General features: G+C 71.3%; 22 protein-coding genes. 15 read left to right on the top strand and 7 right to left on the bottom strand.

Features of this window, described 5'->3' with window-relative positions; translation table 11 throughout:
* Positions 1-223: 223 nt before the first annotated feature.
* Positions 224-838, bottom strand: coding sequence for a ribonuclease D (locus ACK4UM_RS03735; protein WP_409795820.1), 615 nt, complete (start codon positions 836-838; stop codon positions 224-226).
* 356 nt (positions 839-1,194) lie between these two features.
* Entirely contained in the window at positions 1,195-1,803 is a 609-nt protein-coding gene (gene phaR, locus ACK4UM_RS03730) for a polyhydroxyalkanoate synthesis repressor PhaR (RefSeq protein WP_409795817.1), read from the bottom strand.
* 313 nt (positions 1,804-2,116) lie between these two features.
* On the opposite strand from phaR, the gene ACK4UM_RS03725 reads away from it, so the two are divergent.
* A complete protein-coding gene (locus tag ACK4UM_RS03725) occupies positions 2,117-3,295 on the top strand; it encodes an acetyl-CoA C-acetyltransferase (RefSeq protein WP_409795814.1) in 1,179 nt (392 codons plus the stop codon).
* Positions 3,296-3,458: 163 nt separating this feature from the next.
* Entirely contained in the window at positions 3,459-4,184 is a 726-nt protein-coding gene (phbB, locus tag ACK4UM_RS03720; RefSeq protein ID WP_409795811.1) for an acetoacetyl-CoA reductase, read from the top strand.
* A gap of 25 nt (positions 4,185-4,209) precedes the next feature.
* On the opposite strand, the gene ACK4UM_RS03715 is transcribed toward phbB, so the two are convergent.
* The 3 genes from ACK4UM_RS03715 to ACK4UM_RS03705 form a co-directional block, all read right to left on the bottom strand.
* Complete coding sequence (locus ACK4UM_RS03715) at positions 4,210-4,998, bottom strand: creatininase family protein (protein ID WP_409795809.1); 789 nt, start codon at positions 4,996-4,998, stop codon at positions 4,210-4,212.
* Complete coding sequence (locus ACK4UM_RS03710; RefSeq protein WP_409795806.1) at positions 4,998-5,393, bottom strand: RidA family protein; 396 nt, start codon at positions 5,391-5,393, stop codon at positions 4,998-5,000. The genes ACK4UM_RS03715 and ACK4UM_RS03710 overlap by 1 nt, the downstream gene beginning before the upstream one ends.
* A gap of 66 nt (positions 5,394-5,459) precedes the next feature.
* Entirely contained in the window at positions 5,460-5,879 is a 420-nt protein-coding gene (locus tag ACK4UM_RS03705) for a helix-turn-helix domain-containing protein (protein ID WP_409795803.1), read from the bottom strand.
* Positions 5,880-6,357: 478 nt separating this feature from the next.
* Between ACK4UM_RS03705 and ACK4UM_RS03700 the strand changes: the two genes are divergently transcribed.
* The 9 genes from ACK4UM_RS03700 to ACK4UM_RS03660 all read left to right on the top strand — a co-directional run bounded on the left by ACK4UM_RS03700 (position 6,358) and on the right by ACK4UM_RS03660 (position 13,480).
* A complete protein-coding gene (locus ACK4UM_RS03700; protein WP_409795800.1) occupies positions 6,358-7,401 on the top strand; it encodes a Fe(3+) ABC transporter substrate-binding protein in 1,044 nt (347 codons plus the stop codon).
* Positions 7,398-9,113 (top strand): ABC transporter permease, encoded by a 1,716-nt coding sequence (locus ACK4UM_RS03695; RefSeq protein ID WP_409795798.1) that lies wholly within the window; start codon positions 7,398-7,400, stop codon positions 9,111-9,113. Before ACK4UM_RS03700 ends, ACK4UM_RS03695 begins: the two co-directional genes overlap by 4 nt.
* 75 nt (positions 9,114-9,188) lie before the next feature.
* Positions 9,189-9,686, top strand: a complete 498-nt coding sequence (locus ACK4UM_RS03690; protein ID WP_409795795.1) for a hypothetical protein — start codon at positions 9,189-9,191, stop codon at positions 9,684-9,686.
* Positions 9,683-9,937, top strand: a complete 255-nt coding sequence (locus ACK4UM_RS03685; protein WP_409795792.1) for a monovalent cation/H+ antiporter complex subunit F — start codon at positions 9,683-9,685, stop codon at positions 9,935-9,937. The genes ACK4UM_RS03690 and ACK4UM_RS03685 overlap by 4 nt, the downstream gene beginning before the upstream one ends.
* Entirely contained in the window at positions 9,934-10,275 is a 342-nt protein-coding gene (locus ACK4UM_RS03680; RefSeq protein ID WP_409795790.1) for a monovalent cation/H(+) antiporter subunit G, read from the top strand. Before ACK4UM_RS03685 ends, ACK4UM_RS03680 begins: the two co-directional genes overlap by 4 nt.
* Positions 10,272-10,598, top strand: coding sequence for a DUF4040 domain-containing protein (locus ACK4UM_RS03675; protein ID WP_409795786.1), 327 nt, complete (start codon positions 10,272-10,274; stop codon positions 10,596-10,598). Before ACK4UM_RS03680 ends, ACK4UM_RS03675 begins: the two co-directional genes overlap by 4 nt.
* Positions 10,591-11,376 carry an MnhB domain-containing protein gene (locus ACK4UM_RS03670; RefSeq protein ID WP_409795784.1) on the top strand — a complete coding sequence of 262 codons (786 nt, stop codon included), beginning with the start codon at positions 10,591-10,593 and terminating at the stop codon, positions 11,374-11,376. The genes ACK4UM_RS03675 and ACK4UM_RS03670 overlap by 8 nt, the downstream gene beginning before the upstream one ends.
* Positions 11,373-11,717, top strand: coding sequence for a sodium:proton antiporter (locus ACK4UM_RS03665; RefSeq protein ID WP_409795781.1), 345 nt, complete (start codon positions 11,373-11,375; stop codon positions 11,715-11,717). Before ACK4UM_RS03670 ends, ACK4UM_RS03665 begins: the two co-directional genes overlap by 4 nt.
* On the top strand, positions 11,714-13,480 hold the full coding sequence (locus tag ACK4UM_RS03660) for a complex I subunit 5 family protein (protein WP_409795778.1): 1,767 nt from the start codon (positions 11,714-11,716) through the stop codon (positions 13,478-13,480). Before ACK4UM_RS03665 ends, ACK4UM_RS03660 begins: the two co-directional genes overlap by 4 nt.
* A 17-nt stretch (positions 13,481-13,497) precedes the next feature.
* On the opposite strand, the gene ACK4UM_RS03655 is transcribed toward ACK4UM_RS03660, so the two are convergent.
* Positions 13,498-15,711 carry a putative bifunctional diguanylate cyclase/phosphodiesterase gene (locus ACK4UM_RS03655; RefSeq protein WP_409795776.1) on the bottom strand — a complete coding sequence of 738 codons (2,214 nt, stop codon included), beginning with the start codon at positions 15,709-15,711 and terminating at the stop codon, positions 13,498-13,500.
* Between the two features lie 35 nt (positions 15,712-15,746).
* Positions 15,747-16,997, bottom strand: coding sequence for a methyl-accepting chemotaxis protein (locus tag ACK4UM_RS03650; protein WP_409795773.1), 1,251 nt, complete (start codon positions 16,995-16,997; stop codon positions 15,747-15,749).
* Positions 16,998-17,350: 353 nt separating this feature from the next.
* Between ACK4UM_RS03650 and ACK4UM_RS03645 the strand changes: the two genes are divergently transcribed.
* The 4 genes from ACK4UM_RS03645 (at position 17,351) to ACK4UM_RS03630 (ending at position 23,008) form a co-directional block, all read left to right on the top strand.
* Complete coding sequence (locus ACK4UM_RS03645) at positions 17,351-18,100, top strand: Crp/Fnr family transcriptional regulator (protein ID WP_409795771.1); 750 nt, start codon at positions 17,351-17,353, stop codon at positions 18,098-18,100.
* Between the two features lie 149 nt (positions 18,101-18,249).
* Positions 18,250-20,763 (top strand): heavy metal translocating P-type ATPase, encoded by a 2,514-nt coding sequence (locus ACK4UM_RS03640; protein ID WP_409795768.1) that lies wholly within the window; start codon positions 18,250-18,252, stop codon positions 20,761-20,763.
* A complete protein-coding gene (gene cueR / locus ACK4UM_RS03635; RefSeq protein WP_409795765.1) occupies positions 20,760-21,158 on the top strand; it encodes a Cu(I)-responsive transcriptional regulator in 399 nt (132 codons plus the stop codon). Before ACK4UM_RS03640 ends, cueR begins: the two co-directional genes overlap by 4 nt.
* A gap of 200 nt (positions 21,159-21,358) precedes the next feature.
* A complete protein-coding gene (locus ACK4UM_RS03630) occupies positions 21,359-23,008 on the top strand; it encodes an electron transfer flavoprotein-ubiquinone oxidoreductase (protein ID WP_409795990.1) in 1,650 nt (549 codons plus the stop codon).
* Positions 23,009-23,057 lie beyond the last annotated feature (49 nt).

Below are 23,057 nucleotides of genomic sequence, written 5' to 3'. Positions count from 1 at the left end.
CCTCGTGGAAAGGCGTCTCCGGGCGACAGCCCGGAGACGGATTCGCGACCCGAAGGCGCCGCCGCTCTCCTCCCCCTCAGAGTTTGAAAAATCTATCCGCGCCCGTCATTCCGGGGCGCGAAGCGAGCCCGGAATGACGGCGTGGAGGTGCTAGGAGAAAGATTCACAAACTCTGACTGAGGGGAAGGAGAGCGGGCGGCGCCGTCGCAGGCGAGCCTCGCGCTCAGCTGTGGGCGAAGATGTCGGTGTCGGGCCAGCCGGCGAGGTCGAGGCGCGCGCGGGTCGGCAGGAAGGCGAAGCAGGCCTGCGCGAGCTCGGTTCTGCCCTCGCGGGCGAGCCGCAGGTCGAGCGCGTCGCGCAAGGCGTGCAGGTGCAGGACGTCGGAGGCGGCGTAGTCGAGCTGCGCCTGGGTGAGCGTGTCCGCCCCCCAATCCGAGCTCTGCTGCTGCTTCGAGAGCTCGATGCCGAGGAGCTCGCGGCAGAGATCCTTGAGGCCGTGCCGGTCGGTATAGGTCCGCGTCAGCCGAGAGGCGATCTTGGTGCAGTAGACGGGCGTCGCCGTCACGCCGAGCGCCTGGAACAGGACGGCGAGATCGAAGCGCGCATAGTGGAAGATCTTCACGACCGACGGATCGCCGAGGACGCGGGCGAGGTTCTCCGGCCGCCCGCCTTCGCGCAGGATCTGGACGACGTCCGCGTCCCCGTCGCCCCGCGAGATCTGGACGACGCACAGGCGATCGCGGGACGGAACGAGCCCGAGCGTCTCGGTGTCGACGGCGATCGCGGGGCCGGGATCGTAATCGGCGGGAAGGTCCCCGCGGTGGTAGCGAACGGTCATGCGGTCTCTCGGCTCCTCGCGTCGCGCGCGACTGCCGGGGCGCGCGCCGTGACAGGGCATAACGCGGGCCGCGCGCCGGGTCGAGACCCGGATCGCGGGCGCATCGCCTCCTCGGGATTCGTGAACCTTTCCGAAGTTGTCATCCCGGGCCGCGAAGCGGACCCGGGACCCATACCCACGAGGACAAGTCCGAGCGCGCATGCCGCGCTCGTGCCGCGACCGTCGGGCAGCTTTCGTCGGAGAAACGCAGCCTACAGGCTGCGACTGAGACGTGGCGGCTATGGGTCCCGGATCGCCTTTGGCGTCCGGGATGACACCGCACGAGCCGATTTTCGAACTCTCGGCCGCTCTTCTCCTCAATCCTTCTTGGCGAGCGCCGAGATCTTGGCTTCCATTTCCGCCATCTGCGCCTTCAGGCGGCGGATCTCGTCGGCGCTCTCGGCGGTCGGGGCGGCGGCCTCCTGCGCCTCGGCGCGCTCGGTGTGGCGCTTCATCGCCTCCGCGCGCACGCCGGGAAAGGGCGAGAACATGCGCATCGCGTCGGCGAAGAGCGACATGTTGATGCGCACCTGGTCGTCGAGCGCCTGGAAGGTCTTGGGCCCGAAGGTCTGGGTCATCTGCTCGCGCAGCTTCTGCTGCTCGCGCACGAGCGTCTCCATCGAATATTCGAGATAGGGCGGCACCAGAGCCTGCATGCTGTCGCCGTAGAGCCGGATCAGCTGCCGCAGGAAGGCCACCGGCAGCATGTTCTGCGTGCCCTCCTTGTTCTCCTGCTCGAAGATGATCTGCGTGAGAACCGAGCGGGTGATGTCCTCGCCGGTCTTCGCGTCGGTGACGACGAAGTCCTCGCCGGCGCGCACCATATGACCGAGATCCTCGAGCGTGACGTAGGTCGAGGTGCCGGTGTGATACAGGCGGCGGTTGGCGTATTTCTTGATGGTGGTCGGTTCTTTCTCGCTCGCCATGGCGTCGCTCGTTCCTCGCTTGCCGGCCGCCTCGCCAATTCGGCGGAGGCGAGCGGCTCTGTTCCACTCCCGGCCTCGACCTTAAGCGCTTCCCTTCAAACCGGAAACAGCATTTTCGCGCGGCAGCGGAGCGATGCTGCGGCGCGGCGACTCCGGGTTTGCGCGGCCTTGACTTGCCGGGAGGCCTCGGCTTGATCGACACTCAGGCAACGCCCGCGAGGCACCGCCGACGCATCGCCCGCTCGCCGCCGCGGCGTCGGGCGCTCGCGGGATGGCCGAGGAAGCACCTCGAGGGCACATAGGGAAGGACACCATGGCCACGCAGGACATCGTCATCGTCTCCGCCGCGCGCACCCCGGTCGGAGCCTTCAACGGCGCATTCGGCGCGATGCCCGCCCACGAATTGGGCGCGATCGCGATCAAGGCGGCGCTCGAGCGCGCGGGCGTCGACCCGGCGGACGTGGACGAGGTGATCCTCGGCCAGATCCTCGCCGCCGGCCAGGGCCAGAACCCGGCCCGCCAGGCGGCGATGAAGGCCGGCATCCCGCAGGAGGCGACCGCCTGGGGCCTCAACCAGCTCTGCGGCTCGGGCCTGCGCGCGGTCGCGATCGGCATGCAGCAGATCGCCAACGGCGACGCGCGCGTGATCGTCGCCGGCGGCCAGGAATCGATGAGCCAGGCGCCGCACGCCGCCTATATGCGCGCGGGCACCAAGATGGGCGAGTTGAAGCTCGTCGACACCATGCTGCGCGACGGCCTGCTCGACGCCTTCCACGGCTACCACATGGGCACGACGGCCGAGAACGTCGCCCAGAAATGGCAGATCTCGCGCGAGGAGCAGGACGCCTTCGCGGTCGCCTCGCAGAACAAGGCCGAGGCCGCCCAGAAGGCCGGCCGCTTCGCCGACGAGATCGCGCCCGTCACCGTCTCCACCCGCAAGGGCGACACGGTGTTCGACGCCGACGAATATCCGCGCCACGGCACCACGTTGGAGGCGGTCGCCAAGCTCAAGCCGGCCTTCTCGAAGGAGGGCTCGGTGACGGCGGGCAACGCGTCGGGCATCAACGACGGCGCCGCCGCGCTCGTCCTGATGAGCGCCGCGGAAGCCGAGCGCCGCGGGCTCACCCCGCTCGCGCGCATCGCCTCCTGGGCGACGGCGGGCGTCGATCCGGCGATCATGGGCACGGGCCCGATCCCGTCCTCGCGCAAGGCGCTCGAGAAGGCGGGCTGGAAGGTCTCCGATCTCGACCTCGTCGAGGCCAACGAGGCCTTCGCCGCCCAGGCGATCGCCGTCAACAAGGACATGGGCTGGGATACCGACCGCGTGAACGTCAACGGCGGCGCGATCGCCATCGGCCACCCGATCGGCGCGTCGGGCGCGCGCGTGCTCACCACGCTCCTCTACGAGATGGGCCGGCGCGACGCCAAGCGCGGCCTCGCCACGCTGTGCATCGGCGGCGGCATGGGCGTCGCCATGTGCCTCGAGCGCTGAGGCGCGCGGACAGGCATCCGACGAGATCGACCCGGCGCGCGACGGCGCGCCGGGCTCTTCCCCGGACGGGTCTGGATTGCGACGGATCGCGCGAGCCGCGTCGTTGCGTCATGATCGATCCGCAACATCGTCTCGCTTCAACGAAATCAGGAGAGGAAACGTCATGGCGCGCGTCGCACTCGTCACCGGCGGCACCCGCGGCATCGGAGCCGCGATCTCGAAGGGCCTGAAGGAGGCCGGGTTCAACGTCGCGGCGAACTATGCCGGCAACGACGAGGCTGCCAACGCCTTCAAGGCGGAGACCGGCATCCCGGTCTTCAAGTTCGACGTCGCCGATCCGGCCGGCGCGGAAGAGGGCATCAAGGCGGTGGAAGCCGCGCTCGGGCCGATCGACGTGCTCGTCAACAATGCGGGCATCACCCGCGACAAGATGTTCCACCGCATGACCTGGGAGCAGTGGTCGCAGGTCATCCGCACCAATCTCGATTCGATGTTCACGATGACGCGCCCGCTCATCGAGGGCATGCAGAGCCGCGGCTTCGGGCGGATCGTGATCATCTCCTCGATCAACGGCCAGAAGGGTCAGGCCGGGCAGGCGAACTATTCCGCCGCCAAGGCCGGCGTCGTCGGCTTCGCCAAGGCGCTCGCCCAGGAGAACGCCGCCAAGGGCATCACTGTCAACGTGATCGCGCCGGGCTACATCGCGACCGAGATGGTCAAGGCCGTGCCGGAAGACGTGCTCAAGTCGAAGATCCTGCCGCAGATCCCGGTCGGCCGTCTCGGCGAGGCCGAGGAGATCGCCCGCGCGGTCGCCTTCCTCGCCTCCGACGAGGCGGGCTTCATCACGGGCTCGACCCTGTCGATCAACGGCGGTCAATACATGGCTTGAGGGCCGCGAATGCAGGGCCGTCCGCTCAGGGAGCGGGCGGCCATTCCATCCGGTCGACCTCCTCGAGCAGGCGCACGAATTCGCGCGCGCCGTGATCGGCCGCCGCCTCCCCCGCCTCGCGCGTCGCCGCCGCGGCATTGCCGATGGCGCCGGCGGGGTTCAGATCCTGCGCCATCCAGCCGAAGCCGACGGGCTGGATCGCGGAGAGATGCACGTTCTCGCGCGCCATGCGCTTCGTCGCCGGCGTGAAATCGCGCGCGGCGCCCATGTCGACGAGGTCGGGGCGGAAGGCGAGCATCAGCGACGTCTCGATCTCCCCGCCGTGGATCCCGTGGCGCAATTCCTCCGCGGAGAACAGCCCGTCGGGATAGCCGAGCCGGTGCCAGGCGCTCGTCACGCACATCATCCCGAGCCGCACCCGCAATTCGCGCGCGACGATGTCGAGCACCGCGACGTTGCCGCCGTGGGAATTGACGAGGACGAGCTTGCGCACGCCGGCCCGGTGCACGCTCTCGCCGATCTCCCGCCAGGCGGCGAGCGCGGTCTCGGCGGACAGCGTGACGGTGCCGGGAAACGCGAGGTGCTCGTTCGACTTGCCGATCGTCTGGATCGGCAGGAACAGCACGTCGAGGGCATCGGGCACGAGCGGGCGCACGCGGGCGAGATAGCCCTCGGCGATCAGCGTGTCGACGCCCACCGGCAGGTGCGGCCCGTGCTGCTCGATCGCCGCGACCGGCAGAACCGCGATCGTGCGGCCCATGTCGCGCGCGGCGAATTCCGCGGTCGAGAGGGAGAGCCAGTCGCGCGCGCCCATCACGCCGCCTCCGCCTTCGCCGCGATCACCTCGATCTCGACCTTGAAGGCTTCCCGCGCGAAGCCCGACACGATCATCAGCGTCGAGGCCGGCGCCGGAAAGCCCGCCACGAAACGGTCGCGCGCCTCCATATACGCCTTCAGATAGGCGCGATCGGAGACGAAGGCGTTGATGCGCACGATGTCGGCGGGCGCCATGCCGGCATCGGCGAGCACGGCCGCGATGTTGGCGAAGCACAGATCCGCCTGCGCGCCCGCATCCTCCGGCACGTGCTCGTCTGGCCCGATCCCGAGCTGCCCTGACGCGAACAGGAGCCGCGCGCCGGCCGGCACGGCGACGGCATGGGCGTAATTGGCGAAAGGCGGGCGGATCGTGTCGGGCGTGTGGCGGCGCATCGGGGCCTCGCGGTGGAGAAGACGGCGAAGCCTAGAGGAGAGGGTGGGGGCGGGGCAACAACCCTCTCATGCCCGAAGCGCCGCGCGCCCGGCTCGGCGGGTGCGGCGCTGTCTGCTGAGCACGGCGGGGCGAGCAGCCGGGACCGGCGCCCGCGCCGCCGGCTCTGCGCTCTGCGGACGAGCGAGAGGTCTTGCCGTGATCTCGAGTTCGTAACCGAGCGCGAGCAGGAGGTCGCTCACCGTGTCGAGCGTCCAGTTGCCGGGCGAGGCGAGCCAGCGGGTGACTTGCTCGGGCCGCCGGCCGAGCCGCCGCGCGAGCTCTGCGCGCGTCAGCGCGTCTCGCTCGACCCGCTCCCGAAAGGCTTCGAGGACGGCCTCGTGGACGCGGTTGCGCGTACGCCCCTGAAAGTAGGCGATCTGATAAGGCGACAGCGTCGTTGCCGACGCAAGCTCCTCAAAGCTCAACGGCGTTCGTGAGGTAGTCATCGAGATGTTCTCCCCTGTGAGGCGGCCACGTCGCGAACAGGCCACGCCATTGTGCGAGCGCGTGCCGTCTCGCCCGACGCCATTGCAGGCTATCGAAGGCGCCCAGAGCCTCAAATCTGGCTCATCGCGAATTGACATTCAAGTCAACAGCCCCCGCGGTATGCCCGCTCGGGTTTATGCGTCATCGCGTGAACAATGGAAGGGGCGGGTGTGGCTGTCCAGCCCAGGGCGCTTTGGGGGGCGTCTTTCCGCCTCGGGAGCATGGAGGTCGGCTCGGCCGCCGACACGTTGATCTCCACACTCGCGACCGCCGATCTCCATTTCAGAACTACTCTAAAACTCCAATTTAGAAGCGTTCCAATATTATCGAACACTATTGACCTCGGCCGAAAAGCACGGAATAAGCGGGCACGTCGCCTGGGGGCGACCACGACGTACACGCCGGGTGCCTTGACCGCCCGGACGGGAGACAGACGCGATGACCTTCCTTCTCGACCGCCGCACGTTCCTGATGGGCTCGGCCGCCGCCGCCGGCCTTCTCGCCGCGCCCGCGATCCTGCGCGCCCAGGCGCGCGAGCTGAACCTCTATTCCTCGCGCCATTACGACACGGACGAGCAGCTCTACGCGGAGTTCACGCAGGCGACCGGCATCACGATCAACCGGATCGAGGCCGGCGCGGACGCGCTGATCGAGCGCATGACGAGCGAGGGCGCGAACAGCCCCGCCGACATCCTCATCACGGTCGATGCCGGGCGCCTCGTGCGCGCGCAGGACGCCGGGCTCCTGCAGCCGCTCGCGTCCGAGGTGCTGGCGAGCCGCATCCCCTCCTATCTGCGCGACGCGGACGGCCATTGGTTCGGCTTCTCGAAGCGCGCCCGCGTGATCATGTACAACCGCGACGCCCTCTCCGGCGACGAGATCTCGACCTACGAGGAGCTCGCCGACGAGGCCTGGCGCGGGCGCCTGCTCACCCGCTCCTCGACCAACATCTACAGCCAGTCCTTGACGGGCTCGGTGCTCGCCGCTCTCGGCGAGGAGGCGACCGAGGCGTGGGCGCGCGGCATCGCGGCCAATCTCGCCCGTCCGCCCCAGGGCGGCGACACCGACCAGATCCGCGCCTGCGCCGCAGGCGAGGGCGACATCGCGATCTCGAACACCTATTATCTCGGCAATCTCAAGCGCTCGGAGAACGCGGACGATCGCGCCGTCGCCGACAGGATCGGCGTGATCTTCCCCAACCAGGGCGATCGCGGCACGCACGTCAACATCTCCGGCGGCGGCATCGCCCGTCATGCGCCCAACCGCGAGGCGGCGCAGCTCTTCCTCGAATATCTCGCCTCGGATTCGGCGCAGGCCTATTTCGCCGAAGGCAACAGCGAGTATCCGGTCGTCGAGGGCGTGCCGGTGGCCGAGCACATCGCGGCGTTCGGCGAATTCCGCGAGGACACGCTCGACGCCTCCGTCTTCGCGCGCAACAACGCCCAGGCGCTCATGATCATGGACCGGGCCGGCTGGCCGTGAGCCTCGGCGGAGCGTCCCCCCCGGCGCGCCACCTGCGCGCGCCGGGATTCCTCGACATCCTGCGCCGTCGCGTGGTGCCGGTGGGCCGACGGGCCACGCCGGCGCCGCGCGCGCTCGTCGTGGCGACGGCCCTCGTCGCCGGCATCGTCGTCCTGCCGATCCTCTACGTCGTCTCGAGCGTGCTCTCCCCGCGCACCGAGGTGCTGGCGCATCTGTCGGCGACGATCCTGCCGACCGTGCTCTATAACAGCCTCGCCATCGTGGCGGTCGTAAGCGTGCTCGCCACGACGATGGGCGTCGCCGGCGCCTGGCTCGTGACGCAATGCCGCTTCCCCGGCTCGCGGGCCTTCGCGGTGCTGCTCGTCCTGCCGCTCGCGATGCCGGCCTACATCATCGGCTACGCCTATGCCGATTTCCTCGCCTTCGCGGGCCCGCTGCAGAGCGGCCTGCGCGAGACGTTCGGCTGGCGCCGGGGCGATTACTGGTTTCCGACGCTGCACGATCCCTGGAGCGTGGGGGTTCTCTTCTCGCTCGTGCTCTACCCTTACGTCTATCTGATCGCGCGCGCGGCCTTCCTCGAGCAGGCGGGCACCGGCTTCGACGCCGCGCGCGCGCTCGGGCACGGGCCGTGGTCGGCCTTCTTCCGCGTCGCGCTGCCCCTCGCGCGCCCGGCGATCGCGGCGGGGCTCGCGCTCGCGTTGATGGAGGCGCTCGCCGATTTCGCGACCGTGCAATATTTCGGCGTGAACACCTTCACCACGGCGATCTACCGCACCTGGTTCGGCTTCGGAGACCGCATCGCCGCCTCCCAGCTCGCGACGATGCTGCTCGGCTTCGTGCTCCTCCTCGTCGTGCTCGAGCGCTGGGCGCGGGGCCGTCGCCGCTTCGGCGGGGTCGGCCGACAGAAGCGGCCCGCGCCCGCCTTCCCGCTGCGCGGCTGGAGGGCCTGGCTCGCGGTCGCCGCCTGCGCGGCGCCGGTGACCTTCGGCTTCCTCCTCCCGGTCGCGATCCTCGTGCGGCTTCATCTGCGCGGGGGCGACGCGCTCCTCGGCGACGTCTTCCTGCGGCACGCCGGCAACGCCGTCCTCGTCGCGAGCATCGCCGCGCTCGTCGTCGTCGCGGTCGCGCTCCTGCTCGCGAGCGCGCTGCGCCACGCGCCGCAGAGCGGGCTCGCGGGGCTCGTGCGCGTCGCGACGATCGGCTACGCGGTGCCGGGCACCGTGATCGCCATCGGCGTGATCGCCCCGCTCGGCGCCTTCGACAATGCGATCGACGGCTTCCTGCGCGCGACCTTCGGCATCTCGACGGGGCTGATCCTGTCGGGCACGATCGCGGCCTTGATCCTCGCCTATCTCGTGCGCTTCCTCGCGGTGGCCTACGGCGCGGTCGAGTCGGGCTTCGCCAAGATCTCGCGCAACGTCGACGACGCGGCGCGCTGCCTCGGGCGCGGCACGGCCACGCTCGCCACGCGCATCCACCTGCCGCTCCTGCGCGGGCCGATCGCGACGGCGGCGCTCGTCGTCTTCGTCGACGTGCTGAAGGAGGTCCCCGCGACCCTGATCGTGCGGCCATTCGGCTTCGACACGCTGGCGGTGCGGGTCTACAACCTCGCCGCCGACGAGCGCCTCGCCCAGGCCGCCACCGGCTCGCTCGCGATCGTCCTCGTCGGGCTGTTGCCGGTCATCGTGCTGACGCGCGCCGTGCGGCGCTGATCCCCGTCGAGGGAACGGTTCGCCCCGCCGCTTCATTGAGGCCGGGAGAGCCCCACCGAGACGGAGGAGATCGCCATGCCCGCCCCCGCTTCACGCAAGCGGCGGATCGCTCGCGACGCGGCGCTACACCTCTGCCTTCTCTCGGGCCTCCTCGCCCTGTTCCTCACGCTCGCCGGCACGATCGCCCCGATCGAAACCGCCGTCGGCGCGCTCGCCGCCTCGGGGGCGTGGGGCGCGATGCGTCTCGCGCACGATCCCGGGGTCGAGCCGGCCGATCGCGACGGACGACCGATGCTCGCGGCGGCGCGGCTCGTCGCGGGCACGCTTCGCGCGACGGCGCGCGACTGCGTCCTCGTCGCGGCGACCATCGCCCACGGGCTCCTCGCCGGGCGCGCGCCTGCGGGACGCTTCGAAGCCGTCGTCGGCGACGCCCGCCCGCTCGACATCCTCCGCCACTCGCTGCCGCCCAACACCTACATCGTCGCGACACGAGAGGAGGGCATGCTCGGCCATCGCCTCGCGGCGCCGCCCGCGACGCGGCACGGATCGCACGAGGAGGGAGCCTCCCCATGAGCATGCTCTGGCTGATCGGAAGCCTCGGCCTCCTCGCGGCGCTCGCCGCGACCGGGCTCGCGCTCGCGCGCGGCGCGATGGAGGAGCGCGTCGTCGCCTTCCAGGCCGCGAGCGCGCTCGCCGCGAGCCTGATCGTCGTGCTCGCCGCCGCGCTCGCCGAACCGAACTATCTCGATCTCGCCATCGCGCTGTCGCTGACGGGCGGGATCGGCACGCTCATCGTCGCGCGCTTCCTGGAGCGCTGGCTGTGAGCGGGGCGCTCGGTCTCATCGCGGGCGTCGCGCTCGTCGCGACGGCGGCCCTCGCGCTCGTCGGCGCGCTGGGCCTCCTGTCGATGCGCGACGCCTTCGCGCGGCTGCACGCGGCGAGCCTGATCGGAGCCGTCGCGCCGACCGGCGCCGCGATCGCCGCGAGCCTCGCCTTCGCCGATGCGCTCGCAAGCGCGACGATCGCGATCTTCCTCGCGATCGCGCTCGCCACGACCGGCATCGGCACGCACGCGATCGCCCGCGCGCTCCACCTGCGCCGCGTGCTCGAGAAGGAGACCCGCGAGACGTCCTCGGACGCGCGGGCGGGAGGGCAGACGTGAGCCCGGATGCGGTCGAGATCCTCCTCGCCGGCCTCCTCGTCCTCGTCGCGGGGAGCGGGATCGCGGTCTGCGCGATGCGCGCCTCGGTCGCGCAGGTGCTCATGCTGGGGGTGCACGGCCTGTGCCTCGCGCTCCTGTTCCTCGCCCTGCGCGCGCCGGACGTGGCGCTCGCGCAGATCGCGGTCGGCAGCGCGATCGTGCCGCTGATGTTCCTCGCGGCGATCGCCAATCTGCACAAGCGCGGCGTGCGCCAGGAGGAGGCGGAGGAGGAGGCGCAGGAGGAGGCGCAGGAGGAGACGCGACAGGGCGCGCGCGATGGGTGACGCGGCCTGCCGGATCCTCGTCCTCGTCGCGGCGATCCTCGCCGCGCCGCTCGCGCTCGTGGGCCTCGCCTCGCTGCCGCCGCTCGGCGCCGAGATCCCCGCGCTCGGAGCCCGCATCGCCGAGCGGGCGCTCGAGGAGCGCGAGACGCCGAACCTCGTCGCGGCGGTCGTGTTCGACTATCGCGGCTTCGATACGCTCGGCGAGCAATTCGTGCTCCTCGCCGCCGTGATGGGCGTCGCGCTCCTCTTCCGCGACGTGCGCGGCTACGAGCGCAAGCCCCTCACCCGCACGGTGATGACCGGCCGCGACGCGTCGCGCAGCGCTGCGAGCGCGGCGCTCGCCCGCTTTCTCCTGCCGGTGGGGATCGTGTTCGGCGTCTACGTCACGGTGCACGGGCATCTGAGCCCCGGCGGCGGCTTCCAGGGCGGCGCGATCCTCGCGAGCGCCGTCCTCGCGATCTTCCTCGCCGGCGGGTTCGAGCCCTGGCGGCGCGCGACGCCGCCCGCCGCGCTCGACGTGACGAAGGCGCTCGCCGCGCTCGCCTATGCCGGCATCGGCCTCCTCGGGCTCCTGGCGGGCGGCGCCTATCTCGAGAACGTGCTGCCGCTCGGCGCGCGCGGCGGGCTCGGCTCGGCCGGCACGATCCCGCTCCTCAATCTCGCCTCCGGCATCGGGGTCGCGGCCGGCCTCGTCCTCCTCGCCCACGAGTTCCTCACCGAGGTCGAACCCGGCGCGCGCGCGCAGGAGGAGGCCGAGGATACGAGGGGGGAGCGATGAGCCTCCTCGCCCACGCGACGATCGTCGCCCTGCTCTTTTCCGCCATCTGGGGCCTCGTCGCCAGCCGCAGCGTGATCGGCGCGGTGGCCTGCCTCAACGTCGCGAAATCCGCGACCGCCGTCCACCTCGTCGCCATCGGCTACCGGGCGCCGGCCGCCGCGCCGATCGTCGAGGGCGGGGAGCCCGCGACCGCGACGGTCGATCCCGTCGTGCAGGCCCTCGTCCTCGTCGACGTCGTCATCGGCGCTGCGATCACGGCGCTGATCCTCGCGCTCGCGGTCGAGTTCGTGCGCCGGCGCGGCAGCGTCGATCCGCGCGATCTGGTCCCGCGTCGGAAATGAGCGAGGCGCTTCCCCTCCTGGTCGCGGGCCCGCTGGCCGCAGCCGCGCTCGTCGCCGCGCTGCACCGCTTCGTGCCGGGCCTCGTCCTCGACGCGATCGCGCTTCTCGTCGCGCTCGCCTGCTGCGGCGGGGCGCTCGCGGTCGCGGGCGCGGCGCGCGAGGGGCCGCTCGTCGCCTTCCTCGGCGGATGGGCGCCGGAGGACGGGGCGCAGATCGGCATCGCGCTCGTCGCCGACGTGCTCGGCGGCGGCTTCGCGGCATTGATCGCCGGGCTCGTCGCCGTCGTGATCGTCTACGGCCGCCTGTTCTTCGGCGCGGTCGAGGGGCTCTATCAGGCGCTGCTCCTCGTGGTGCTCGGCGCCGGCGCGGGATTCGCGCTGACCGGGGACCTGTTCAACCTCTACGTCTTCTTCGAGCTCATCGGCGTCACCACGTTCGTGCTGACCGCCTACCGCATGGACGACGACGCGCTCCACGGCGCACTCCTGTTCGCGGTGGTCAACACGCTGGCGAGCATCCTCCTGCTCGCGGGGATCGGCACCCTCTACGCCGTCGGCGGCAGCGTCGATCTCTCGGCCTTGGGCCGCGCGCTCGCGGAGGAGGGCGACGGGCCGGCGGTCCGGCTCGGCTTCGTCCTCGTCGTCGCAGGCTTCCTGATCAAGGCGGCGGCGCTGCCGTTCCACCTGTGGCTGACGGAGGCCTATGCGGGCGCGCCCGCGCCCGTCTGCGTCCTGTTCGGCGGCGCCTCCGTCACCTTCGGCCTGTTCGGCCTCGCGCGGGTGCTCTCGAGCGTGTTCGCCTTCGGCTCGGTGCCGGAAGCGCTGGCGAGCGCGATCCTCCTGCCGGTCGGGGTCGCGACCGCCCTCGCCGCCGCCGCGCTCGCCCTCGTCGAGCCCAACCTCAAGCGCATCCTCGCGCTCACCACGAGCGCCCATGTCGGGATCGTGCTCGTCGCGCTCGGGCTGGCCGACCCGCAGGCGCTCGGCGGGGCGAGCCTCTACGGGCTCGGCCACGCCGTCGTGAAGGCGGGCCTGTTCGCCGCGGCGGGCGTGCTCGTCGCCCATGCGCGCACGAGCGATCTCGCCGCGCTCGCCGCGCGCGCCCGCGATCTCGGCCGCGGCGGCATGACGGCGGTCGTGCTCCTCGGCCTCGGCGCTCTCGCGATCGCGGGCGCGCCGCCGGGGCTCGCCTATCGCGGCAAGGGCGCCATCGAGGAGGCCGCCGACGCGGCGGGGCTCCCGGCGCTCGGCCTCGTCGCGGAGGCGAGCGGCGTGCTTGCGGGGGCCGCGATCCTCGCCGCCACGCTGCGCATCGGCCTCGCGCGCGGCGCTCCGGACGAGCCGCCGCCGATCGCGCTGCCCGCCCTCGCGCCCGGCCGCAACGGGCTCGGTCTCGCGATCGTCGCCGCGCTCCTCGTCGGCGCGGGCCTGCTGCCGGGCCTCGCGGGCCTCGACGAGAGCGTCGCGCGCGGCGCGCTCCACGCGATGCGCGCGGAGGACGTCGCGCGCACCGTGCTCGACGGCGCGCCCTTCGCCGCCTCCGCCCTTCCGGCATCCGCGGTTCCGGGCGCGGAGCTCTCGCTGCGCGCGCTCCTGCCGCCGATCGCCGCGATCGGGCTCGCCAGTCTCCTCGCCTGGCCGAAGCGACACCCGACCATCGCCGCGACCGCGCCGGCGCGGACCGGCGCCATCGGCGACGCCGCCGCGCTCGCCGCGATCGGCCTCGCGGCGCTCGCCGTCGTCGCCGCCCTCGTCCCAGGCTGACGCGCGCGAAGAATCGCTCAGGCGCGGGCGCGACCGGCGCCGCCGAGCCCTTCGAGATAGGACGCGACGTCCGCGCGCATGATCGGGCGCGCGAACAGATACCCTTGCGCGACGTCGCAGCCCTGCTCGCGCAGGAAGGCGAGCTGGCCGAGCGTCTCCACGCCCTCCGCCACGACCGACTTGCCGAGATTGTGCGCGAGCGAGACGATCGCACGCACCAGAACGGCGCTCTCCGAATTCGTTTCGAGATCGCGCACGAAGCTGCGGTCGATCTTGAGCGTGTCGAAGGGGAAGCGCTTGAGATGGGCGAGCGAGGCGTAGCCCGTGCCGAAATCGTCGAGGGCGACGTGGATGCCCGCGCGGCGCAGTTCCGCCAGCGTCTCGCCGATGCCGTCTCCGACGCGATCGAGGAGCACGCCTTCCGTGACCTCGATCTCGAGCGCCGCCGGCTCGACGCCGTGGCTCGCGAGGAGGCGCGTCACCGATCGCGCGAAGCCCTCCCGACGCAGCTGCGCCGCCGCCACGTTGACGGCGACGCGCCCGGGCTCGAGGCCGCGGTCGCGCAGCGAGCGGATCGTGCGCAAGGTGCGCTCGAGCACCTGCTCTCCGAGGAGCGCGACGAGGCCGTTCTCCTCCGCCACCGCGACGACGACATCCGCCGGAACGGCGCGGCCCGCGAGAGTCCAGCGCACCAGCGCCTCGAAGCCGACATGCGCCCCGTCGGCGATCGCGACCTTCGGCTGGAGCGCGATGTCGATGTCCCGCGCGAGGAGCGCGAGGCCGAGATCCTCGGCGAGCTTGCGGCGCTCCTCCAGCCGCGCGCGCATCGCGGGGTCGAACAGACAGGCCGAGCCGCGGCCGCGAGCCTTGGCCTCGTAGAGCGCGATGTCGGCGTGTTTGAGGATTTCCTTCGCGGTGCGCTCCTCGTCCGGAAACAGAGCGAGACCCAGGCTGCAACGCGGCGCGATCGCGCGACCGGCGATGCGCTCGGGCTGCTCGAGCCCCGCGAGGAGATCCTGCGCGAAGGCGAGCGCCTGCGCCTCGCCGCCGACGCGCGGAACGACGATCGCGAACTCGTCGCCGCCGATGCGCGCGACGCTCGCCGAGCGATCGACCGCCTCGGCGAGGCGCCGGCCGAGCGCGACGATCAGCTGGTCGCCGACATCGTGCCCGTAGGTGTCGTTGACCGCCTTGAGATTGTCGAGGTCGAGGAAGAAGAGCGCGCCGACCCCGCCCCGGCGCTGGCGCGCGAGCATCGCCGAAGAGAGCCGGCGCAGCAGGACCTTGCGGTTGCCGAGCCCGGTGAGGGCGTCCTGCTCGCTCTGCCGCTTGATCGTCCGCTCGGCGTTCTTGAGGGCGCTGATGTCGGTGCGCACGCCCACGACGATGCCCGAGCGCGAGCGGCGCTCGCGGACCTGCACCCAGCGGGCGTCGCCGAGCGCGCGCAGATGCGCCTCCCCCGGTCGGGAATGCTCGTGGAGGCGCGCCTGCAGCCACGCCTCCCGCGTCGCCGCGCTCGTGCCGGCTTGCGGGAACTGGCCGGCGGCGACCGCGTAGCGCAGGAGCTCCTCGAAGGGCAGGCCCTCGCGGACGATGGCCGCGGCCTTGGGATAGGTCTCGAGGAAGGCCTCGTTCCAGAGGATCAGACGGTCCTGCCTGTCGAAGGCGGCGACGCCGTCGGGGAGCGCGTCGAGCACGTCGCGCAGGAGGGTCTCGGCCGCGATCCGTCGGGCGTTCTCCTGCGCGAGCGCCTCCTCCGCCACCTTGCGGTCGGTGATGTCGATACGCAGCGAGACGTATCCGACGATCGCGCCGGCATGGTCGCGCATCGGCACGATCGTCGTGTCGACCCAATAGGTCCGGCCGTCCTTGGCGCGGTTGCAGATCTCGCCGCGCCAGACCTCGCCGGCGCGGATCCTCCGCCACATCTCGGCGAAGAAGCCGCGCGGATGGCGGCCGGAATTCACGACCGCGTGGCTGCGCCCGACGAGCTCGTCGGCCGCATAGCCGCTGATCCGGCAGAAGGGCTCGTTGACGGAGACGATCACCCCGCGCGCGTCGGTGGTCGCGACGATGACGTGCTCGTCGAGCGCGCGGCGCACGGCGCCCTCCTCGGGATCGAGACCGCCGAGCCGGGACGCCGCACGCACCATGCGGGCGATCTCCTCTCGGGCGCTCTCGTCGCCGGCAGCCGGCGCGAGCGCGAGACGCTTGACGGATTCGGGCTTCATGACGGCAATCCTGGTCCGGCTTGCGGGGCCTCTCCTCAGGCTTTCGCGATCTCCTCGAGGAAGACGCGCACGGCGTCCGCGACGGTCTCGACCTGGCCGTCGACATCCGTGGCGCTCGCGGTCATCCCGCTCGCGGCGCTCGACGAGCGCGCCGCCGCATCGAGCACCCCCGCCATGGACCGGCTGACCGAGGCGCTTCCCGTCGCCGCCTCGGTGACCGATCGGGAGATCTCGCTCGTCGTCGCCGCCTGTTCCTCCACCGCCGAGGAGATGGCGACCGAGGTGCCGTCGATCGCGTCGATCGTCGTGGAGATCCGGCCGATGGCGGCGACGGTCGCCTGGGTGGCCTCCTGGATCGCGGCGATCTGCTCGGAGATCTCCTCGGTCGCGCGGGCCGTCTGCGCGGCGAGCGTCTTCACCTCCTGGGCGACGACGGCGAAGCCCTTGCCGGCCTCCCCCGCACGCGCCGCCTCGATCGTGGCGTTGAGCGCGAGGAGATTCGTCTGCCCGGCGATGCTCTGGATGAGCGACACGATCTGACCGATGCGCTGGGAAGCCTCCGCGAGCGCCTGGACGCTCGTCGAGGTCTCCCGCGCCTCCCGCACCGCCGTCTGCGTCACGGCTCGCGACTGGTCCACCTGCCGCGAGATCTCCGCGATGGACGCGTGCAGCTCCTCGGCCGCGGCGGCGACCGAGCGGACGTTGGCGCTCGTCTCGTCCGCGCCGGTCGCGGCGGTGGCGGCTTTGTCGCGCGCCTCGTGGGTCTGAGCGAGCACGCTTTCGGCGGCGGCCCGCATCGCCGCGTTCGAGCGCCGCACGCTGCCCATCGCGTTGCCGATCGCCGCATCGAACCGCGCGACCGCGTCGGTGGTACGGGTGATCACCGACCAGGTCAGCGCCGCCGCGACGTACCGGCCGCCCGCATAGACCGGCGTGATGTTGAGATCCATCGTCTCGGTGCCGAGCTTGATCTTGGCCCGCCACGGCAGCCGGCTCGGATCGGCGACGATCGCGCGCTGGCGTCCGGGGTTCTTGTGGAAGACGTCGAAGCTCGAGCCGACCACCTTGCGCGGCTCGAAGGAGGCCGGCAGGAGATGGCGAATGCCTTCGAGCGTGCGGATGCTGGTCGCGTTCGCGTAGGTGATCACGCCCGTCGCGGGGTCCAGCGCGAGAACGTTGACCGGCACGTGGTCGAAAAGCTCGCCGAGCGCCACCGTGGCCTGCGTGTCTTCTTGTGTTTGTTGGCCCGACCGGTTCGCTGTGGCGAATTTTGGGAATAAACGCATTTGGCCCCTCGGCTCGTCTGCTGGAAACAACCCGCGTCTGCTGTGCTTTTCTCTTTCTTATGTACCCTATTTTGCATATCTGAGTTCTTAATTTTACATTAATTCCTATGCGGAAGCCGAAACATAAGCGTGCATTCCTGGCGGTATTTCACGCCACTTTCTTCGTGTTGTTCTGAGTGGATGCTATTGTCCCGTGCGCCTCGAAGGCGTTTCCTGCGCGGACCTTACGTCAATTGTGGCAGGACGATCGAATTCGTGCAAAGCCCCATCCGAAATTTCGCAGACGCTTCCCCCGTCAGCTCGGCCGTACTGTGCCGCTCCAATCCGATACGGGCCACGAAAGCGAGACGCGGATGGGCGATCACGCCGCCGCCGCGCGCTGGGCGAACCGTCTGCTGCGACGGCTCTCGCCCGGGGCTGCGGAATTCCTCACGCAATACGCCGTCACCCGGCCGATTTCGCCGGGCGAGGTGATCTACGAGGACGGCGCCTTCTTCACGCACGCGGTGTTTCCGGAAGCCGGGGTGATCTCCCTCATGGCCAGGCGCGAATCCGGCGCCTCGTCGGAGAAGATGTCGGTGGGCTGCGAGGGCTTCATCGGCAGCGCCGTCCTGGTGGGCAAGCGGCAGGCGCTCAGCCGGTCGGTGACGCGGATCGAGGGCGCGGCGACGTTCGTGCCGATGGAGATCCTGCTCGAGGCGGCCCGCCGCTACCCCTGTATCGACAACACCTTCCGGCGCTACAATCAATCGATCGTCGTCCAGCTGATGGAGACGGTGACCGGCGCGCGGCTCGATCACGCCGACAAGCAGGTGATCGACTGGCTGCTCTTCGCCCGCGCGAGGCTCGCATCGGACAGCTTCGCGCTGACGCAGGACGTGCTCGCGGAGGTGCTCGGCCTGCGGCGCGTGACCGTCGGCGCCGTCTGGGGCGCGCTGCGCGATGCGGGGCTCATCGCCTATACGCGCGGGCGGCTCACCATCACCGATCCGCCCGGTCTCGCCGCCCGCGCGAGCGAGAGCCATGCCCGCATCCTCGCGGCCTTCGCCTGGCAGGACGAGCCGTGCGAGCCCGATTGGCACGCCTCCCCTCCCCTCGCTTGACTTCTCGCAAGGCGCCGCACGCGCTCCCGTGGTCGATGGGAGCCTCGAGGTCGTGCCGGCGTTTTCCGTCCGCGCGCCCTTGACCCTGCCATGATGGGAAGGTCCATATCCGAGACGGGACCACGCGAGACGACCGGGGAGACCACCGGATGGACATGAAGCGCACGGCGATCGTGGACGATGCCTCCGGCGCGGAGCGCAGGCTCGCGCTGCCGATCGAGGGAATGACCTGCGCCTCCTGCGTCGGCCGCGTCGAGCGCGCGCTCGCCGGGGTGCCGGGGGTGCGCGACGCGCGCGTCAACCTCGCCACCGAACGCGCCGACCTCGTCGTCGCGCGCGACATCGACCCGAGCACCATCGTCGAGGCGGTCGAGCGCACCGGCTTCACCGTGGTGCCGGCGACCCTCGACCTCGCGATCGACGGCATGACCTGCGCCTCCTGCGTCGGTCGCGTCGAACGAGCGCTCGCGGGCATGCCGGGCGTCATGCGCGCGAGCGTCAATCTCGCCACCGAGCGCGCGCAGGTGGTCGGCGTGGGTCTCGACGCGGCAGCGCTCGCGGCGGCGGTCGGGGAGGCGGGCTACGCTGCCCGGCCGGTCGTCGGCGGAGCGCCCGCGATCGCGCAGGCGCAGGATCGACGCGCGGTCGAGGAGACGCGGCTGCGGCGCGACACGCTGATCGCGGCCGTCCTGACGCTGCCCGTCTTCGTGCTCGAGATGGGCTCGCACGTCGTGCCGGGCATGCACCATCTGATCATGGACACGATCGGCATGCGCGCGTCCTGGCAGATCCAGTTCGCGCTGACCACGCTCGTCCTGTTCTGGCCGGGGCTTCGCTTCTACCGCCACGGCTTTCCCGCGCTCCTGCGCGGCGCGCCGGACATGAGCTCGCTCGTCGCGATCGGCACGGGGGCGGCCTATCTCTTCTCGGTCGTCGCCCTGTTCGCGCCACAGCTCCTGCCGGCGGGCACCGCGCACGTCTATTTCGAGGCCGCCGCCGTCATCGTCACGCTCATCCTGTGCGGCCGCTATCTCGAGGCGCGCGCCAAGGGGCGCACGTCGCAGGCGATCGCCCGCCTCGTCGGCCTCCAGCCGAAGAGCGCCCGCGTGCGCCGCGGCGGACGGCTCGTCGAGGTGGAGATCGCGGAGGTCGTCGCGGGCGATCTCGTCGAGATCCGCCCCGGCGAGCGCATCCCGGTGGACGGTGCGGTGGTCGAGGGCACGAGCTTCGTCGACGAATCGATGATCACCGGCGAGCCGATCCCGGTCGAGAAGGCGGCCGGCGCCCGCCTCGTCGGCGGCACCGTCAACGGCACGGGCGCGCTCGTCATGCGCGCGGAGGCCGTCGGCGCGGACACCGTGCTCGCCCAGATCATCCGCATGGTCGAGGAGGCGCAGGGCGGCAAGCTGCCGATCCAGGCGATGGTCGACCGCGTGACGCTCGTCTTCGTGCCCGTCGTGATCGGCGTCTCGCTCCTGTCCTTCGCGACGTGGCTCGTCTTCGGGCCGGCTCCGGCGCTCACCTTCGCGCTCGTGAACGCGGTCGCGGTGCTCATCATCGCCTGCCCCTGCGCGATGGGGCTCGCGACGCCGACCTCGATCATGGTCGGCACGGGGCGCGGGGCGGAGATGGGCGTCCTCTTCCGCAAGGGCGAGGCGCTGCAGCTCCTGCGCGAGGCGCGGATCGTCGCCCTCGACAAGACCGGCACGCTGACGCTCGGCCGCCCGGCGCTCACCGATCTCGTGCCGGCCCCAGGCATGGCGCGCGCCGACATCCTCGCCGCGATGGCCGCCGTCGAGGCGCGCTCCGAGCATCCGATCGCCCGCGCGATCGTCGCCGCGGCGCAGGAGGAGGGGCTGCCCGCGCGCGAGGCCGACGGTTTCGAAAGCCATACCGGCCACGGCGTCTCGGCACGCGTCGAGGGCCGGCGCGTCGCCATCGGCGCCCAGCGCTTCATGGAGAGCATCGGCGTCGACGTCTCCGCCTTCCGCGAGACGGCGACGGAGCTCGGCGAGGCCGGCAAGACGCCGCTCTACGCCGCGATCGACGGGCGCCTCGCGGCGATCGTCGCGGTGGCCGATCCGATCAAGGAGACGACGCCGGCCGCGATCGCCGCCCTGCACGGGCTCGGCCTGCGCGTGGCGATGATCACCGGCGACGATCGCCGCACCGCGCACGCCATCGCGCGCCGGCTCGGCATCGAGGAGGTCGTCGCCGAGGTGATGCCGGACGGCAAGGTCGCGGCGGTCGAGCGCCTGAAGGCGGAGCACGGCCGGCTCGCCTTCGTCGGCGACGGCATCAACGACGCCCCCGCGCTCGCCGCCGCCGATGTCGGCATCGCGATCGGCACCGGCACCGACGTCGCGATCGAGGCGGCGGACGTCGTGCTGATGTCGGGGCGGCTCGAGGGCGTGCCGAACGCGATCGCGATCTCGAAGGCGACGATCCGCAACATCCGCCAGAACCTGTTCTGGGCCTTCGCCTACAACACGGCGCTCATCCCGGTCGCCGCCGGCGTGCTCTGGCCGGCCTTCGGCATCCTGCTCTCGCCGATGCTGGCGGCGGGCGCGATGGCGCTGTCGAGCGTCTTCGTACTCGGCAACGCGCTTCGCCTGCGCGGCTTCCGGCCCCCCTTCGCGGCAGGCGCGGAGGGCGCGCGATGAATATCGGCGAGGCTTCCGCGGCGTCCGGCGTGTCGGCCAAGATGATCCGCTATTACGAGGAGATCGGGCTCATCCGGGCGCCCGCGCGCACCGCCTCGGGCTACCGCACCTATACGGAGGCGGACGTGCACGTTCTGCGCTTCGTGCGCCGCGCCCGCGATCTCGGCTTCTCCGTCGAGGGCATCGGCGACCTCCTCGCGCTCTGGCAGGACCGCTCCCGCCAGAGCGCCGACGTCAAGCGCGTGGCGCTCGACCACGTCGCCGCGCTCGAGACCAAGATCGCCGAATTGCGCGCCATGGCCGACACGCTGCGCGACCTCGCCGAGTGCTGCGCCGGCGACTCCCGCCCCGACTGCCCGATCCTCGCCGACCTCGCCAAGGAGCCCTCGCGCTAGCGTCCCCGCGCGGCGAGGCGCGTCGCGGCGCGCCCTCTCGTCGCGCGAAGCTTGCCGCAGGCTCGAAACGTTCGTATCTGAACGAGCGTGGGTGCCGGAGCGAGAGGCCCGGCCGCGAGCCGTGAGGAGTGACGCGCGTGACCGACGATCCGAAGAAGCCCGCCGACGCCGTGGCGCAGGACCTGCCCCCTCGCGAATCGATGGATTTCGACGTCGTCGTGGTCGGCGGCGGTCCGGCCGGGCTCGCGACCGCGATGCGCTTGCGGCAGGTCGCGGCCGAGCGCGGGGCGGAGATCTCGGTCGTCGTCGTCGAGAAGGGCGCGGAGGTGGGCGCGCACGTCCTCTCGGGCGCCGTCATCGACCCCGTCGGCCTCGACCGGCTCGTGCCCGATTGGCGCGAGGATCCCGAGCGGCCGCTCGAGACGCCGGTGACCGAGGACCAGTTCCTCTTCCTCGGCCCCGCCGGCGGCGTGCGCCTGCCGAACATGCTGATGCCGGGGCTGATGTCGAACCACGGCAATTTCATCGGCTCCCTGGGCCGCGTCGCGCGCTGGCTCGCGCCCCGCGCCGAGGCGCTCGGCGTCGAGATCTATCCGGGCTTCGCGGCGGCCGAGCTCCTCGTCGAGAAGGGCGTCGTCGTGGGCGTCGCGACCGGCGATCTCGGCATCGGCAAGGACGGCAAGCCCGGCCCGAACTTCACCCGCGGCATGGAGCTGCGCGCCAAATACGTCGTCCTCGCGGAAGGCGCGCGCGGGAACCTCGCCAAGAAGGCGATCCACCGCTACAACCTCGACTATGGCCGCGAGCCGCAGAAATACGGCATCGGCGTCAAGGAATTGTGGGAGGTGACGCCGGACGCGCACCGCCCCGGCCTCGTGCAGCATTCCTTCGGCTGGCCGCTCGACAACGCCACCGGCGGCGGCTCCTGGCTCTACCATTACGGCGAGAACCTCGTCTCCGTCGGCTTCGTGGTGCACCTCAACTACACGAACCCGACGCTCTCGCCCTTCGACGAGATGCAGCAATTCAAGACGCATCCGCTCATCCGCGAGACCTTCGAGGGCGGCAAGCGGATCGCCTACGGGGCGCGCGCCATCGTCGAGGGCGGCTGGCAATCGGTGCCGAAGCTGTGCTTCCCCGGCGGCGTGCTCGTCGGCGACGCGGCGGGCTTCGTCAACGTGCCGCGCATCAAGGGCTCGCACAACGCGATCCTGTCCGGCATGCTCTGCGCCGAGCACATCGCGGAGGCGCTCGCGGCCGGGCGCGCCAACGACGAGCTGACGAGCTACGAGGAGGCCTGGCGCTCCTCCGCGATCGCCGAGGACTTGAAGCGCGTGCGCAACGTCAAGCCGCTCTGGTCCAAGTTCGGGACCTTCGGCGGCGTGGCGCTCGGCGGGCTCGACATGTGGGCGGCCCAGCTCTTCGGCACGCCGATCTTCGGCGCCATGGGCCACGGCAAGCCCGACCACGAATGCCTCTCGCCGATCGACAAGGTGAAGCCCAAAACCTACCCGAAGCCCGACGGCGTGCTCACCTTCGACAAGCTCTCCTCGGTCTTCCTCTCGAACACCAACCACGAGGAAGACCAGCCGAGCCACCTCGTCCTGTCGGACCCCAAGATCCCGATCACCCACAACCTGCCCAAATACGGCGAGCCCGCGCGGCTCTACTGCCCGGCCGGGGTCTACGAGGTGGTCTATTCCGACACCGAAAAGAAGACCGACCCCAAATTCGTCATCAACGCGCAGAACTGCGTCCACTGCAAGACCTGCGACATCAAAGACCCCGCCCAGAACATCAACTGGGTGACCCCGGAGGGCGGCGGCGGGCCGGTTTATCCGAATATGTGAGGGGGATCGGGGTTCGGTTCGGCGCCCGTCATTCCGGGGCGGCGAAGCC

Origin of the sequence: Salinarimonas sp., assembly GCF_046292825.1 — a bacterium.
Lineage (GTDB): Bacteria > Pseudomonadota > Alphaproteobacteria > Rhizobiales > Beijerinckiaceae > Salinarimonas.
The sequence above is the reverse complement of the archived record's forward strand: the minus strand, read 5'-3'. Positions and strand labels throughout refer to the sequence as shown.